The organism is Aquimarina sp. RZ0, from assembly GCF_008370685.1.
Taxonomy (GTDB): domain Bacteria; phylum Bacteroidota; class Bacteroidia; order Flavobacteriales; family Flavobacteriaceae; genus Aquimarina.
The window spans coordinates 1-17,179 of record NZ_VTZU01000072.1 but is presented as its reverse complement, the minus strand read 5'-3'; the positions used below and the strand labels follow the sequence as shown (position 1 = coordinate 17,179).

Annotated in this window: 7 protein-coding genes; 1 reads left to right on the top strand and 6 read right to left on the bottom strand. The window is 34.1% G+C overall.

All coding sequences use genetic code 11. The annotated features are described in order from the left end of the window. Positions 1–500: 500 nt before the first annotated feature. The 5 genes from F0000_RS21615 to F0000_RS21595 form a co-directional block, all read right to left on the bottom strand. Positions 501–3,005, bottom strand: a complete 2,505-nt coding sequence (locus F0000_RS21615) for a carbohydrate-binding protein (RefSeq protein ID WP_149626809.1) — start codon at positions 3,003–3,005, stop codon at positions 501–503. A gap of 162 nt (positions 3,006–3,167) precedes the next feature. Next, complete coding sequence (locus F0000_RS21610; RefSeq protein WP_149626808.1) at positions 3,168–6,662, bottom strand: carbohydrate-binding protein; 3,495 nt, start codon at positions 6,660–6,662, stop codon at positions 3,168–3,170. 722 nt (positions 6,663–7,384) lie between these two features. Beyond that, on the bottom strand, positions 7,385–8,926 hold the full coding sequence (locus F0000_RS21605) for a hypothetical protein (RefSeq protein ID WP_149626807.1): 1,542 nt from the start codon (positions 8,924–8,926) through the stop codon (positions 7,385–7,387). An 11-nt stretch (positions 8,927–8,937) separates the two neighbouring features. After that, the gene (locus F0000_RS21600; RefSeq protein ID WP_149626806.1) at positions 8,938–10,692 is read right to left on the bottom strand and encodes a RagB/SusD family nutrient uptake outer membrane protein; all 1,755 of its coding nucleotides are present in this window, start codon (positions 10,690–10,692) and stop codon (positions 8,938–8,940) included. Between the two features lie 19 nt (positions 10,693–10,711). Beyond that, a complete protein-coding gene (locus F0000_RS21595) occupies positions 10,712–13,810 on the bottom strand; it encodes a TonB-dependent receptor (RefSeq protein WP_149626805.1) in 3,099 nt (1,032 codons plus the stop codon). Positions 13,811–14,985: 1,175 nt separating this feature from the next. On the opposite strand from F0000_RS21595, the gene F0000_RS21590 reads away from it, so the two are divergent. Continuing rightward, complete coding sequence (locus F0000_RS21590) at positions 14,986–16,017, top strand: LacI family DNA-binding transcriptional regulator (protein ID WP_149626804.1); 1,032 nt, start codon at positions 14,986–14,988, stop codon at positions 16,015–16,017. Between the two features lie 142 nt (positions 16,018–16,159). On the opposite strand, the gene F0000_RS21585 is transcribed toward F0000_RS21590, so the two are convergent. Further along, positions 16,160–16,798, bottom strand: a complete 639-nt coding sequence (locus F0000_RS21585) for a T9SS type A sorting domain-containing protein (RefSeq protein ID WP_188112217.1) — start codon at positions 16,796–16,798, stop codon at positions 16,160–16,162. Positions 16,799–17,179: the final 381 nt, after the last annotated feature.

The window sequence follows — 17,179 nt, the reverse complement described above, 5'->3', positions numbered from 1 at the left end:
TGAATTAGGGTTAAATCGTAAGTTATTAACTGGTTTTCATACCTGATATCACTATCTCTAATACGATTTGTGATTAAAAAATTCGTATAAATTCATTGAATTATTTTTTCTTTATGCAAGGCAAAAAAATCAAGCATAGTAGCTATAGCTACGGTTTATTTTTTAAACGAAGTAGAAAGGAAAAAAAACGATGAATATGCGAAATTTTTAGTTATAAATCGTATAATACCAGATTTAGACAAAATAAATGGATCCATTCCGCTACTAACCATTGACACCTGAATCTTATAACCTTATCACGTACCTACATTAGGGTAAGTTTATATCATTTCTGGTTTTAAAATAAGAAGATTGGTAGAAATAAATAATTAAAATGAGGTTATCTATAAGAGTTAGTAAACTCCCTAAATAACCTCATTTTTTAATACTTACTGATAAAAAATTTTATAAAATTAACTTACACATAATATAAAATTCGCATCAGTTAATTATGTACACTATTAGTTTTTCAACAGTTTTAAAGTCACTTTTTCAGAGCTATTAACAACTGTAAGGAAATAAATCCCTTGTGGTAAGCGCTCTATATTAATTGTATGATCTTCATTCAATTTCTGTTCCAGGTACTGAGCTCCTTTGATATCAAACACTCGAACATTATGTTCTAACTCTTTACCCAATCCCTGGATAAACACTTTGCCAGAAGTAGGGTTAGGATAAACACTTAAGTTATTACTAAGAGGTGTTTCGTTATTAATACCACCACTATCTCTAGTACTAGGCTTAGAAAGTTCAAATCGGTCCATATTCCATTCCCAATTAGCAGCATTAGTTCCAGCTCCTACGAGTCTTATTAAGTGAGAACCCGCAGATAAGTTTACTTGTCTGGAAGCTCTAAGTGAAGTAAAACTATCCCAATTATTATTGTTAGAGACATTATCTTTCATTTGAGAAGTTCCATCCAGAATAAACTCTATTGCAGCATTATTTACCGCTGTTCCTACAAAGTACTCTACGTTATACAAACCTGCATTCGTAATATTTACGCTATATTCTGCCCAATCACCAGTTTGATTATAATTAATTGCAGAAACACCTCTTGTAGTATATCTTTCGAATCCTCCAAAAGCACCTCCTGTAGTAGAGAAATCTTCTGCTTGAACTATTAAAGAAGTTGCAGGACCTGGAGAAGGACCTCCATTTCCACCATTACCAAGTTTTGTCAATGTAATTTTATCCAAATTCCACTGCCAAGGGTTTGATCCAGAAGCAACAACTCTTACCGTATGTGCACCCGTAGATAGATTGGCAATTGTATTCGAAGCCACCAAAGCGTCATAACTTTCCCATTGACCATTATTAACCACATTGTCTGTTGCTACTATGGTACCATCTATCAACAATCTAATCTGAGCGTTATCTGATGGTGTAGAGATTTGATATGTAATTCTATATTCTCCGGCACTTGCTACATTAATTGTATATTCTGCCCAATCTCCGTTATTTACATAATTGATACGATTACCTGCAGCATTAACTCCTGAGCCAGGACCACCTGCACTAGCATCATCAAAAGTACCACCTGTTCTAACAAAGGTCTCAGCTTCTATAACGATAGAACCTGCATTACCTCCACCTCCACCGGTACCAGAATCAACAGTAACATTAGTCGTTGCAGTAAAACCACCATCAACAGTTCTCGCAGTAATTATTGCCGATCCTGTAGCTACTGCAGTAACTACGCCATTATTATTTACTGTAGCGATTGCTGTATTGCTAGAAGACCAGGTTACATTTTTATTCGTTGCATTTGCTGGAGAAACTGTAGCAGTTATTGCAGAAGTCTCTCCTGGATCTAAAGATACTGATGTAGCACTTACAGAAACACCAGAAACCGCTACTGTAGTATTGGATTGAACTGGTTTATACACACGAATCCAATCTACTTTCATTTTATTTCTCGCAGGATTTCTTAATTGAGCATCAGTAGGTGTACGACCTGCCAATACGTGCCAATCCTGTGATTCTACATTAATAATAATATCCATTTCTTTAGTAAATCCTCCTGTTCCCTGAAATCTATAAGGGTCAATTACACTTACAGAAGAAGTATTACTAGCGGCTTGTAAAGTTTGGAAAGAATAGGTAGTTCCTGTGGCAAATTGAACTGCTCTCTGAAATCCATCACTACCAGTATCAAGTGTCCCATTTGTCATAGTTGGATATGTATATGTCCAGGTACCATTATTTTTTGTAGCAAATGCTTTATTATATAAAACTCTTACTAACTCCCCATCAATATAATATTCGAAATGAAATGGACTGATCCAATTTACCCCAATTCGTACATATCTTCTATTACCATTATTCCAGGACCATTCGCCCCAACTATCTACACCAGATCTACCCCACCAGCTACTCAAGTCTCTAGGCTGATAATCAGTAAAAGGTTGACGTATAAAAGAGTGATGACTTAAATGAATAAATTGAGAAAAGAATTCATTTCCTTGTTCATCACCTCCATAACATTCGATAATATCTATCTCCTGAGTGTCATCCGGGCTAAGCAACCAAACATCTGAGGCTAAAGCTATATCAGCTACACTTACACGAGATTCAACAAAAACGGGATATCTTACTTTAGTATGAGAGGTAATACATCCAGCATTAACTCCAGGTACGCCTAGTTTAGCTGTACTTGGGTTTCTAGAAGCTCTAAGTACTAAATCACTCCCGTCTACAGCCACGTGATTGTGTTGCCAGTATGTTGTCCCAGGACCATCCCAGCTATTATGATAAAAATTGTACCACTTATTATTGTTCCCAAAATTTGCACGTTGTGTAGTGGCATTAAATACGTAATTAAAATTGTCTGAAGGTTTTTCCTGGAGTTCCCAGGCTTTTCCCTGACCAGCATCGGCTGGAACAGGAATTCCATTCCAATCGTTTTGAGCTTTTAGTTGCAGTACAACTAAGCAAAACATAAATAATAGAGTCTGTGTTTTCATCTAAAGTTAAATTTGTGTTGTTAGTATTTATTTTAAATTATTTAGTTTTTATTGTTTTAGTTAAAATGAACATTTTTAAAAGCATCCGTTTCTTATTTTTTTAGTTAAAAAAACATAAAAAACGGATACCTCCTTATTACAATAATCTGTATATACTTCTAATTAGTTCTTTATTAGTTTTAACGTTCCCGTTTCAGTGTTATTAATAACTGTAAGGAAATAAATTCCTTGTGGTAAACGCTCTATATTAATCGTGTGATCTTTGTTCAATTGTTCTTCAAGATATTGTGCTCCTTTAATATCAAATACACGAACATTATGTTCCTGATTTTTACTCAGTCCCTGAATAAACACTTTTCCAGAAGTTGGATTAGGATAAAGACTTAAGTTATTAAATGGTTTCTCATCCTGGATACCACTATCTCTGGTAGCAGGTTTAGACAAAATAAATCGATCCATATTCCATTCCCAACCATTGGTACCAGAACCTAATAATCTGATCACATGCCTTCCTGAAGATAAGTTTACTTGTTCAGAAGCATTTAATGAAACAAAATCATTCCAGTCACCCATAGGAACATTGTCTGTCATCTGAGATGTGCCATCCAAAATAAATTCTATAGCTGCTCCATTTACTCCTGTACCTACAAAATATTCTACATCATATAAACCTGCATTGGTAATCTCTACTATATATTCTCCCCAGTCACCGGTTTGGTTAAAGTTGATCGCAGATACACCTCCTGTATTATATCGTTCGAATCCACCAAATGATCCTCCAGTATTCGAAAAATCCTCTGCTTGAATCACTAAAGAAGAGGCCGGACCTGGGCTTGGACCACCTGTACCTCCACCAGTAGTAACTCTTGATAATGTAATCTTATCCAAATTCCATTGCCAAGGATTAGATCCTGAACCTACTACACGTACTGTATGAATTCCGGTTGTTAAATTTGTAACTGTACTCGATGAAACTAAAGCCGTGTATGTATCCCAACCACCATTATTAGGTACTGCGTCTGTTGCTACTACAACTCCATCTATCAATAACTGAACTTCTGCATTATCTGAAGGACTAGAGATTTGATAGGTAACCTTGTAGTCACCAGAAGTCCCTACATTAATTGTGTATTCTGCCCAGTCACCACTATTTACATAATTGATTCCTACTCCAGAAGCATTAACTCCTGTCCCTGGACCTCCTGAACTAGCATCATCAAAAGTACCGTCTGTACTTATAAAAGTTTCTGCCTCTATCACAATATCATCACCCGATGATGGTGGGGTATTATCATCTACTGTAACATTTATTGTTGCTGTAAAAGAACCATCCTCTGTAGTCACTGTAATCACTGCCGAACCAACAGATTGAGCGGTAATTACTCCAGTGTTATCTACACTAGCAATAGCTGTATTACCCGAAGACCAGGTTACATTTTTATTTGTTGCATTTGCTGGAGAAACTACTGCAGCAAGTGTCATTGTCTGACGCTGATTTAATGTGATCGTAGAAGGCGAAATATCAACTCCAGTAACATCAACTGTTGCAGGAGGCGTAGCTCCATTAGTTCTTCCCGGATCGACACTCATATCCCAAACCTGAATACTTACATTTGTATAGGTGTTCACATTTTGTAATGTGCTTTCAATTACATTATTAGCTCTTAAATATTGTATAGGTATTGGAATCTCTAATACTCCAAAAAATATATTTCTAACAGGGTCTTCGCCTCTCCAGTCAGAATTGAACTCTAAAGGAAATCCATTTACTGTAATTACATTTCTATCATCTTGTCTTGATACATGATCCCAAAAATAAGCTCCTCCTAATCTAAGCATAGCTTCTCCTTTATTAGGTACCACAACACCATTTACATTAGCAGTTAAAGCACCATTATCTACTCTCACTCTATGTGGTGTAGAGCCATTAGAACCGCTTAGACTTTCTCCATAATACTTAAATTCTTTTGAAGTTTCGTCAATCACAACTGGATTAGCAAAACTATAAGCTAAAATCATAGTAGCTTCTGCACCTATAGTTATTGATTCTGGCGCGTTTCTAAAAGTATTTTCAGAAAGTGTAGGTTGATTCCCATTCAAAAACAAATGCTTTATTTTAACCTCCTGAACTGCGTTTCCGTTTGAACCAAAGAAATTTAGATCCACTTGCTTATCTACTCTCTCTAAATTATTTAGGATTAAATAAGTAACTTCTCCATCAATATATGCATCTACTTGAATATCTAAATCTGATGACTTCGTATCTACTCTTGTACCTTTAACATCTGACCATAACTCATACCACTTGATGAACTCACTCCACTGCCAGTTTCCTGCTGCATCTTTATCCATCATAGTATATGGATATCTTTTTTCAATCTCACCAGCTCCATTTAGGATGTTACCCCATTCTGCTTTAATAGGTGTAAAAGGCATGGTCTTAACAATATAATCCGGTCTTTCTAGAAATTGCATCAACATACTAGAAAATGGTTTCAAGTTCTCCCAGTCACGTCTCGCCGGATCCAACCCTTGTTGATCGATATAATTAGTTACCGCTCCATATTCTGAAAGAACAATGGGTTTACGCGTACCAAATTTATTTACATCATACCATTCCATCATATCTAACATTGCTTCTGTATGCCCTCCAGATCTAATAACCGGATCATTTCCGTTCCAGATTGGCCAATCGTATATATGAACAGCATAAAAATCCATATCCTTACCAGCCTTATCGATAAATCCTTTCCAAATTACATCCCACTGATACCATTCATTATCTCTAGAATCAAATGGTATACTCGTTTCACTCATAGCACGATGAATAGCAAGATCCTCTTCATTAAGATACATATCCAGATATCCTGGCTTGTGTCTACCCTGACCATCAATTCTAAAAAAGTCATGCAGTCCCCAGGTCATTCCACCAATAAGTGGTGCTTTATCTCCTAACTTAGCTCTCGTTTTTTCTGCTACCTGAGTATGATATTCCCATAGTTTTTCCTGAGAAGTTACCATAAACTGACCGGTCATCATCAACATATCTGGTTCATTAATAACTTCCCAGTATTTTGGTAACTGAATACCATCTTCTGCCTGACTTTTTGCGAAATACTTATCTAGATATTCTGCAACCCAATCAGAGGAAGTTTCTATATTTTTTGGTTGCCATTTTGGATCAGTACTTGTCAAACCATCACCGTCCCATTTTAAAGTAGGATATACTGGGTGAGGGCTTATCCCCATAATCATTTCAGAACTTCTAGATTCATACTGTTTAATAAATGAAGGTAAATTTTCAAATTCTTCATTCCAAAAGTTTCCGGCTACTGCCATAGAATCTATATCAGGATAATTTGCTCTCTCAGCGTCTACATCCGTTAACGAAAAGTGAAAATTCGCACGCCCATTGTCCCTTCCTAAATACACATCCAGATCTTCCAGAAGATATTTCATTTTTTCTTCTTCTCCGATCCAATCTGGTTCGGTAAGACCGGCATGAACTGTTATGTGGCGATCTCTTCCAAAATCAGAAACACCCCCAACAGAATGTTTAAGATTTAAGTTAATGTCTACTTCTACATTTTGAGCCCTATTTGCTATAGGAAATAGCAGAAAAAGCCCTAGTAGAAAATAATAATTATTTTTTTTCATCTTTAAATAATTTGAGTTTATATAATTCGTGTTAATATTTCAATATTCTTTTATTACTAATTTTATTTATAAACCAAAGAATTTTCCACTAGCGATTATAGCTAGTAGACTAACTAATACGTGTATTGGTAAATAGTCACAAACAATACAACAACCAATTTTAAAATCATTTGACAGTTAAAAATGAAAACAAAAAATTTCAACAACGTCTCATTTTCAACAAAATATGGTAAGTAGATCTTATTGATTTAAAAAAAACCGTTTTACTATAATACAATAAAGAAAACAGGAAATTACTATTTTAAATAATGCGTAATAGCACTTGTTGCGGTCGGCTAAATAGTCCTAAGGTGTAGGTTCAGAAGTTTCTATAAGTAATAATATTTTCAAAAGTTTAGTTTGTTAAGTTTGTTTAGTTAGTTAGTTAGTTAATAAAAGGTTACAACAAGCTATTAAAGTGACACCTTGTTTCTGGTTCACACATAACAACTATATATCATATGATTTAGTACAGAATAACTATATATATTTCTGCTTAGTATGCAATAAGTAAAATATTTAGAAAAAAATAACATTTAATTGTTAAAGCCAGAAAATGATTTGATAATAAAAATGAGGTCATTTATACGTATAAAACAGTGTTCTATAACAAACAACCTCATTTTTAACTAATTAAAAATTGGCTAAATCTTTTCGTGATCGTGATTTTTACAGAAAAAGGTTTAAGGTCTCCTAGTCACTTCCCGAAGACTTAAATCATCCATAAAAAATCGTAAAGGCTCAGCATTACTTTGATTATCACCTCTAATCAGTAATTCTTTTTCTCCTGTTACATTTGAAGTAAAAGTAACAGTATTAAAAATCCATTCTCCTGTTGGAAAACCAGCATCAAAGGCGGGATTAATGCCTAAATCTGTAAAAGGTTGTTCACAATAGAATCTAACTTCTGGAATACCGCTTCCACTGGCATTCCCCAAATCTTCTACGTATACCCAAACACCTATTTCATAAGTTTTACCTGATTCAACATTAAATTTACTTTGTCTGTTCGCTATAATCATTCCTCCACTAGCCATGTATTCAATTAATACACTCTGATTACCAGAATGTGCCTGTGCAGAAGAAACAGATAATGTATAATCTTCCCAAGGACTTCCCCAAGGTTGATTTTCCCAAATGGTAGCACTTGTTTCAAAACCAACATCCAAACCTACTTCTTCAAAAAGATTACCACCTTCAAAAGAACTAGCAGGAATATCTGTAAAGCTATCAGCGCTGACCTCATCAGTAGTTGCTAAAGAACCTGCCGTATATGAAATTGAAGCCACATCATCAAAATATACAGCATCATTTTCAAGGCTAACAATCATGACATTTGCCTGTAGTGGATCAATTGTTATATCTGCAATAGAGACAGGTATCGCAACACCATCATTTGACAACGTCATAGAAAATTCACTCGGTATAATCGAAGCTGGATTTATCGCTCTACTATATTCAAGAGCTACTGTCCCATCTAATCTAATTTCTACTTCATCTAAAGTAACAGGATCCGAAGAGGGAATAACGGTTACTAAATTCATGAACGTCATAATATCCTGATCCCTAGGTCTTTGAGAACTAGCAGATACATTAATACCATAACTCCCCAAGAGTCTATAAGCGACATCAAATTCTAATACATTGTCATTATTCACATCTGGACTACCACCTTCTGCCGTCCATGCAATCTGTTGTGGACTACCAGTAGCCTCAAGAAAATATCGTATTGACCTACCTGCTTCGATAACGTTTTCGGCATCATCACTTATGTTAAGTGCTGCGCCCAAACTTCCGTCCTCAGGGTTTATATAGTTTGCTCGAACCCTAGTTTTTATTGAGTCAAGAACCCTAACTGTTAGAACAGTTTCCAACTCATTACCACTTAACACCCCATTTTCAAATGCATTTTCTCTAAACACCTGATTTAAAACAACATCATATTCACCAACTCTTGGAAAAGTTGCTGTAATAAGATCTTCTCCAGATTCTCTAAGATTAGCTGCATTTTCAGGAAAACTCCACAATCTCTGCACAACACCTGTAGAATTATCACTAAATGTTATAGAAGCTCCTACTCTAATCTGATTATTATCATTTTGTGCTGAAGTAATAATTATTTTCTGGCTAGGAACATCCTCCGTATCTACTTCATCTTTTTGACAACCAATGACGGTAGCAAAAGTCATCATCAGCAAAACAATTGTTTTTATAAACTTTTTCATATACACTAATTTTAATTATTCAATTGATCATTTGTTTGCACCTCATTAGCCGGCAGTGGAAAATAATCTTTATTACTTGGATTATAATTAACACTAGCTTGCTGAAAATCAGGCCTAACTCTACCTCTTATAAACAAAGGCCCCACACCTCCAGCTATCAGATTAAGCTCATTTGATTGAGGTGGATCCAAATTTTCTAACCTTTCTATCTCCAATCTCCAAGCTTCATCCTGCGCTAATTCATTAAGAACATCCCCTGCAATACCCCATCGCACTAGATCTTTCCATCGATGTCCTTCTGCAAACAATTCTAAAGGTCTTTCTACCCTTCTTAAATGAGTCATCACACTTTCTATAGAAGGAGCAACAGTGGTTTCTGCATTATTTCTCACCGTAATACTTTTATGAAACTCTGGAAATTCTCCAGTATCATCTATATACTGTCTCAGGGTAATTACCCCAGCTCTTGTTCTTACTCTATCAATAAAATCGATAGCAGTATCCACATCTCCATTAGCTTCTAATACCGCTTCGGCATACATCAAGAAAACATCTGCCAAACGTATATGTCTAAAATTAATACCAGATCTACTATTCCCATCTTCATTAGGTAAAAAATACCAATTCGTATGTTTTTTCACATAAGCAGTTTGCCCAAAACCCCATCCATTCTGCAAACTGGGCGCAGTTAAATAATAAAGACCATCAGCATTCAGTGGAGCAATACTAGCACCCATTCTTTTAGATTGTAAATTACCATCATTAATTGGATTATTAGAATCCACTGCATCCCTGATAAACAACTCATGCATATAATAGGTTGGCAACAATGTATTAAATCCTCCAAATCTTAATTGCCCAACATCTCTGGCAAGTGCAGAAGCCTCCGCACCTGTTATAAACTGAGTATCATCTACCTGACCTCCTGGAGCACCAGGATTAAGCTCTGCAGAATAAGCTGTCTCAAGTATAGATTCAGAGTTATTCTCTGTTAAATGAGAAAAATTATCCAAATTATCCGGAGCCAGGCTATAAATTCCAGAATCGATGACTTCTCTAAACTCTGAAGCTGCTTGAGCCCAGTCCTCCTGATATAAATAAACCTTTCCTAACATCGAGGTCGCTGTCCCCCAGGTAGCTCTACCTACCTGATTATCAGGCCAAAATTCTGGCAAATTTGCTTTTGCAAAAATTAGATCCGGTAAGATAATTTGATTTGTAATCTCTTCTATTGATAAAAAAGGTGCTGAAACATCCGCCTCTAATCTTGGATCAGTTCTTAAAACTGCTCCATTATAATCATGAGCAACCTGAAAATAGAAAAAGGCTCTAAGAAATCTTGCCTGTGCCTCTACCTGATCACGCTCTTCTATATCATCAAAAACATCAGGATTAGTTTCTAAAGCAAATAATACTTGATTTGCTCTATAAATACCAATATACAATTGACTCCATTTCCCAATCACTTGCTCTGATGCATCACCAAAACTCAGATTTGCATGGACTATCTGTCTGTTATAAAAAAACTCGGTCGCTGCCTCATCTCCTTGAAGCATTTCAAACTGTAAACCAGCCCCACTTATACTCTGAAACTGCAAAGCAGCATATACCGTATTAAGCGCTGAATTAAATTGAGTTGTGTTTCTGAAAAACCTATCTAATGTAATAGCATTAGGGTTTTCAATCTCCAGAACCTCTTCTCCACATCTTGTTAAAACCATAAAAGACAGTCCTGCAAACAAGAATCTCAAAAATATATTTTTCATATTAATAATTTTTCTTTTTTTAAAAACCTAATTGAACACCAAATAAAAATCTTCTACTCACAGGATACGTAGCCAAATCCACTCCTCTTGTAAAAATCCCATCACCACCTACTTCAGGATCAAAACCAGTATATTCTGTAAACGTAAAAGGATTTTGTCCAGTTACATATACTCTTACATTTCTAATAGACTCCGGTAAAGAATCTTCTGGAATTGAATATCCTAATGTTATATTTCTTATACGCCAGTAACTACCGTCTTCTACGAAATAATCTGACCTTGATCTAACATTTTCAGTAATAGTTCCGGCAATATCGGCCGGTATATCAGAATTAGGATTTTCTGGAGACCACTGATTAAACAAATCTAAATGTCTGTCATATGCATATGCAGCTAATCGAGCTCCATTATATATCTCTGCACCATACGATACATAATTCTGAAGATAAAAATCAAAACCTTTATAATCCAAACTAATACTCAATCCTGCTTCCCACTCTGCCTGACCAGAACCAGCATACACTCTATCGTTTTCGTCAATAAGATTGTCTCCGTTTTGATCTATATACATTATATCTCCAAGCCGAGCCGATGAATTAGTAATAGTAGAATTATAGGCATCTAACTGCTCTTGCGTTTTGATAACTCCATTATTTTCTAACAGAAAGAAGGCACCAGCTTCAAAACCTTCAGCTAAAAATGTTGTAGGATCTGTTCCTTGAGTTACAAGAGGCACTCCTCCCTGAAAACCTCTTGCAGTTCCGTTTAAATCAGTGATTTCATTATCATTTGTAGTAAATGTTCCAGAAACATTCCATTTCAAACCTTTTTCAGTTTGTCCTTTATAACTCATAGCTAGCTCAAAACCTTTATTGGTCAAATTACCTGCATTTACAACCCTTTCATTAAAAGAAGAATCTCCCGGAGCATTCCCACCCAAAGATGGAGGCAATTGTTCTCCGAGTAACAAATCTTCTTGATTATTCACATAATAATCGGCAGTGATACTAAATTTATTACTGAAAAATGATAAATCCAATCCTATATTACGAGAAATACTAGTTTCCCATTTTATATTAGGGTCCACAAATCTTCTACCAATTTGCCCAATAGCAATTTGTCCTTCTCTACCTAATATCCCATTAACTCCAGGCTCTATTATAGGAGTAAACAAGAAGGAGTCTATTCTAGAGTTTCCAACTTCTCCCCAACTGGCTCTTAATTTAAAATTATTAATAAAATCTATGTTAGCATTTTCAAAAAAGGGCTCTTCACTAACATTCCAACCCAATGACACCCCAAAGAAGTCTCCAAATCGATTACTAGGACCAAATTGAGAAGAACCATCTCTTCTGTAACTTGCAGAAATCAAATATCGGTCATCATAATTGTATTGAATCCTCCCAAGTAGCCCTGTCAATATTTGTCTATCATCACTACCATTAGGCTTAATCCCTTCTTCTCCAGCTCCTAACGTATCAGTATCATTACTCAACAAACCAATAACACCAGTATTAACAGTACTAGAGTCGAATTGCTCAAAAGAAGTTAAACCTAATAATTTTATATTATGCTTACCAAAATCTTTATAATAGTTTAAAGAATTTTCGACAGTACTTCTTTGTGAAAATATAAAAGACTCCTGTAGCATTGCATCTTCTCTTGAAGCAGTAGGGACAAAATTCCCTTGATTATCAAACAATAAATATTGTGGTTGTAAAAATTTACGTCTAAAATCAAAGGTGTTTCGACCAAGATTCGCCCTATATGTCAACCCTTCTAACACTTCATATTCAATATTTAAAGCTACATTAGAACTTCTTACTCTTCTCTTGTCTTCACTTGCAAGCTCTCGTGTTAAAAACCCTAAAAGTTCCGGCTGACCAGTTCCATCTCCTAAGTTCACAACACCGTCAACTGGTCGAGTACTACTAATAGCGGGTTGAAATGGTCTTTGCGAAATAGCACGTTCTAATAAAGCAAATGGCTCTTGCTCTCTCAATTCATCAGTTATACTTACCGAAGAAAATACTTTTAATCGATTTCTTTTATATTGACCTGTGATTCTAGTTGTCAACCTATTAAAACCTGAATTAATTAAAACCCCCTCCTGATCGAAAAAATTCCCACTCAAATTCAAGGTTAAATCATTTACTCCTCCAGACACGTTAATATTATGATTTTGAATCAACGCATTATTTTTTTGCACATCTTCTATAAAATCATTATCTACATTTAAAGCATTGGCATTAAAATCAAATATTTGATCTACAAGAGAACTTCCTTCTCTTTGATCTGTAACCTGAGTGTAGAAAAATTGTTGTTGCGTATTCATTAAAGGAATTCCCGATGTGATATTCTGTATTGCCAAATAGGTACTATAATCAGCTCTTAACTGTCCTTTCTTTCCTTGTTTAGTAGTAATAAGAATTACCCCATTAGAAGCTCTTGTTCCATATACAGCTGCCGCCGCTCCATCTTTTAAGATATCGATGGATTGAATTTGCTCTGGTGCTATATTAGGATTGGCTTGAAATGGAACTCCATCAACCACGAATAAAGGACCATTACTCCCTGCATTAAGAGATCCAACACCTCTAATCTGTATATTAGCTGCCTCTCCAGGTCTACCATTACTAGCCTGTATATTTACACCTGCTACTTGACCCTGTAATGCTTCACCCACATCAGAAACGGGCGCCCTGGCAATAGTTTCAGAACTAATATTAGTCACCGCACCTGTAACTTCTATCTTTCTTTGTGTACCGTATCCAATAACCACTACTTGCTCTAACTCTTGACTAGATGTTTCTAATACAACATTAATAACAGTTTTATCTCCCACAACAACCGTCTGCGATATAAATCCAATAGAGGAGAAAACTAATACTTCACCTTTTGAAGCACTCACTACGTAGTTTCCGTCAAAATCCGAAACCGCTCCTCGATTACTTCCCTGTACTAATACATTAACACCTAATAAGGGTATGCTACCATCTGTTATTGTTCCCGAAATATCTGTTTTCTCCTGTGCCCTAGTACTGACAGAGGAAATTATTAAAACAAACATCAATAACAAATAATACTTTCTTTCAAAAATTGTATTGATTTTTTTCATAAATATAAAAGAGCTTAATAAATTTAATATAAAATTGATAATTTCTCACATTTTTTAAAAAGTTGTAGTGAAATAACCAAAACAAACATATAAATCTTAAATTTTTATTAAAACAAAATTACCTAGACAAAAACTAGACAAACTATTTTAACAAAGACCCAGAAGTCGCAAGTACATAAAAGTAAACCATTTAAGCCGTTTACTTATATACTTACAATTCACTTACATTTGCTAGGATTTTCTAAATTGATTACTAAGATAATTTATTTGCATAAATTATCAAACTAATAAATTCATTATATAACGCTCAATAAATTGATAATTTTTGATTTTAACGGCATTAAAACAAAAACATCTTCATACTACACGTCAGTTTGAATATTATTAAAATACATATCCTAAAAACTTATTTTATAACATGAGAGCTCTAAAATAAGTTAAAAATCTTACAAAAACATTTAAAAAAATAAAAAATACAGCTTAAATCATATTTTAAACATAAAAAACTGCTTATAATCGTATTTATAAGACACAAGATATATATATTAGTTTTTAAAAATCAACTATTCGCAGCCAAAACCATTAATTTACCATTTTTTAACGTTTAATTTGTAGGATCTAATTTTGCCTCATAACTCATTGATGAACTGCTAAAAAAGCTACAACCTTATTATTAGCACATTTCTTAGAACTTATGATCACGCACATAATTCTTTTTTTCAAGAACAAATTGATCTTATCTTTAAGAAAAATGTAACTATGACTGACTTAACTTGAATTTACATAACAGTATCAATCTATCCATAAGCTTCTATTGATCTTGTTAATTGTTAACAGAATAAGAATAGCTTAAGAAACAAAAAAACTAATTCTTCATTAACACAAAACCAAGAGGCATACTTATAATTATAATACATCCATCAACTAAAAACACAATTAGAAGCTACAAAAACACGATGAAAATTGACTAGATATCAATGCACAAACCTACAAGCTACAATTAATATCATACTATTTCACATATTTAACACAAAAAAAAGCATCGTTTATTTGCTATACACAACGGTTTTTTATATAATGAACTAAATATTTTTATAACAAGGTTTTGGATAATGGATATATCATAGACACCCCTATTATAAAGATTAAAGTAGAAATAAGAACCCTTACACAATATGAGTAACCCAATCACACTCAAAAAACTTGCACATTTATCTAATTTTTCAATCTCTACTGTTTCTAAAGCCCTAGCAGATAACCCGGAAATAAGCAAAGAAACTAAAGAAAAAGTTAAAAAATTAGCTAAATTATACAACTACACACCAAACCTTGTAGCAAGAAGTTTGAAAGAAAGAAAAACAAGAACGATTGGAGTTATTATACCAAACGTTCTTGCACATTTTTTTGCAAAAGTATTAGTCGGAATTGAAAAAGAAGCCGTAGAACTTGGTTATAACATCATTACCTGCATATCAGATGAATCTTATGATAAAGAAGCAAAAAGCATACAAATGTTAGGAAGTGGTAGTGTTGATGGTTTTATTATTTCTATTTCAAAAGGAACGTATCAAAAAAACGATTATCAGCATCTTAGCTCTACCATTGAAAAAAACATACCTGTAGTTATGTTTGATCGCGTCACTGAACATGTGGAGTGTGATAAAGTAGTTATTAATGATTTTGAATCATCTTATGATGCTACTAAAAAATTAATCTTATCTGGGTGTAAAAATGTAATATTTGTATCCCCTATAAACAATACGAATGTTGGGGTAGAAAGAGTAAAAGGCTACAACAAAGCACTTGAAGATTATTCCTCCCCAAAAGCACTATCAGAAATACTAATTATTGAAGATTATAAAGAATTTGCTCAATATTTTAATGACTATTTAGACAAAAAGACAGTAGATGGTATTGTAGCCGCCGATGAGCTCTCTGCCATATACACTATGAATTTAGTAATCGGTAGAGGCCTTAAAGTTCCGGAAGATATATCTGTAATAGGCTTTACTGACGGTATACTATCAGAAAACAGCAACCCTCCTCTTACAACCGTTGATCAACACGGAATAGAACTAGGTGAAATTGCTACCAGAAAACTAATACAAAGACTAGAACAAAACAGCAATGAAGATCAAAAAGAGTACACAACTACTACTCTTAAAACTACATTAATAAAACGTGGATCGGCTAGACTAGACAGCTGAGAAAATAGTATTTTTCCAAATAATAATCTCAATATGTTTTTAAATAAAAAAGCACCTATAGAAATCACCTATAAGTACTTTTTTATTCAATAAATAATTTCTTTTCTTTCTTCTCTCTAATTAAGAAGAATAATTAATATCATTAATACTTAACAAATTTATTTGTCCCTGCATCAGTTGCTAAGATATACACTCCTTTTGACAATGACGCTACATTAATTGAACCAGTAGCTTTTTGGTCTATAACAGCTTTACCGGTTAAGCTATATATTGTGTACGACTTAGAAATTACATCTCCTCCAAAAGTAATGATGTCCGTTTGTGGATTATAGAAGAAAGATGATAATTCATTTGTATTAAAATCATCAACAGAAAGTGGCGCAGCAACCTCAAAATCGAAAAAGAAAAGGTTCTCTGTTGAAAATTCACCAAAATCAGTGGTGGTGGTGGTTCTTACCTGCAAAATAGCTTCAGGAACTACATCCGTAGGTGTCAAAGTAAGCGAAGCCTGTCCATCAGCCATTGTAATTGGACTCATAACAATATTTGGTGTATCCGCAAAACCAGCAGTTATTACTTTTACTATTACATCATTTGCAGTAGTCTCCTGACCTGTATAATCGATAACAAAATCATAGCTGGTTCCAACAACAAGTACTCTTCCTGTTGAAGTAAGAAAGTCTGCCTGACTCATGCCATTAACAGTTACAATAGAAACAGTTTTTTGAGCAAAACCAAAAGTAGCTACAAATAAGAATAACAACAATGTATTTTTTTTCATGTTCATGATTTATAGTTTATTAATTAATTAAAGTAAATATATATATTTTATTTATGCAATCAAAAAAAAACACTAGACAAAAACCTAACATTTAAGAAAAAAAATACAAAATCGTTACTTTTTTCACCATTTAAAGATGATCTATTTAAGTTAGTAATAAAAAAAATAGTGTATCTATATTCGATAGATTTTCATAATTCTAGAATAGGTTTTTATAATCCTAAAACTACCTTAAGAAGAGATATAATGTATAAGGGACCTCTATTAATTGGTTTTTAAAAATATTCTATATCTATTCTGCTATATTTTTACTTTCAAAAATGATCGTTATTTTTTCATTTCAACTCGATTTTGTGTAAGTTATTGTTTTATAGCTACTTG

Excerpts from the sequence above, each read along its gene's own strand:
- F0000_RS21615 (WP_149626809.1), bottom strand. The coding sequence starts at position 3,005 with ATGAAAACACAGACTCTATTATTTATGTTTTGCTTAGTTGTACTGCAA.
- F0000_RS21610 (WP_149626808.1), bottom strand. The coding sequence starts at position 6,662 with ATGAAAAAAAATAATTATTATTTTCTACTAGGGCTTTTTCTGCTATTT.
- F0000_RS21605 (WP_149626807.1), bottom strand. The coding sequence starts at position 8,926 with ATGAAAAAGTTTATAAAAACAATTGTTTTGCTGATGATGACTTTTGCT.
- F0000_RS21600 (WP_149626806.1), bottom strand. The coding sequence starts at position 10,692 with ATGAAAAATATATTTTTGAGATTCTTGTTTGCAGGACTGTCTTTTATG.
- F0000_RS21595 (WP_149626805.1), bottom strand. The coding sequence starts at position 13,810 with ATGAAAAAAATCAATACAATTTTTGAAAGAAAGTATTATTTGTTATTG.
- F0000_RS21590 (WP_149626804.1), top strand. The coding sequence starts at position 14,986 with ATGAGTAACCCAATCACACTCAAAAAACTTGCACATTTATCTAATTTT.
- F0000_RS21585 (WP_188112217.1), bottom strand. The coding sequence starts at position 16,798 with ATGAAAAAAAATACATTGTTGTTATTCTTATTTGTAGCTACTTTTGGT.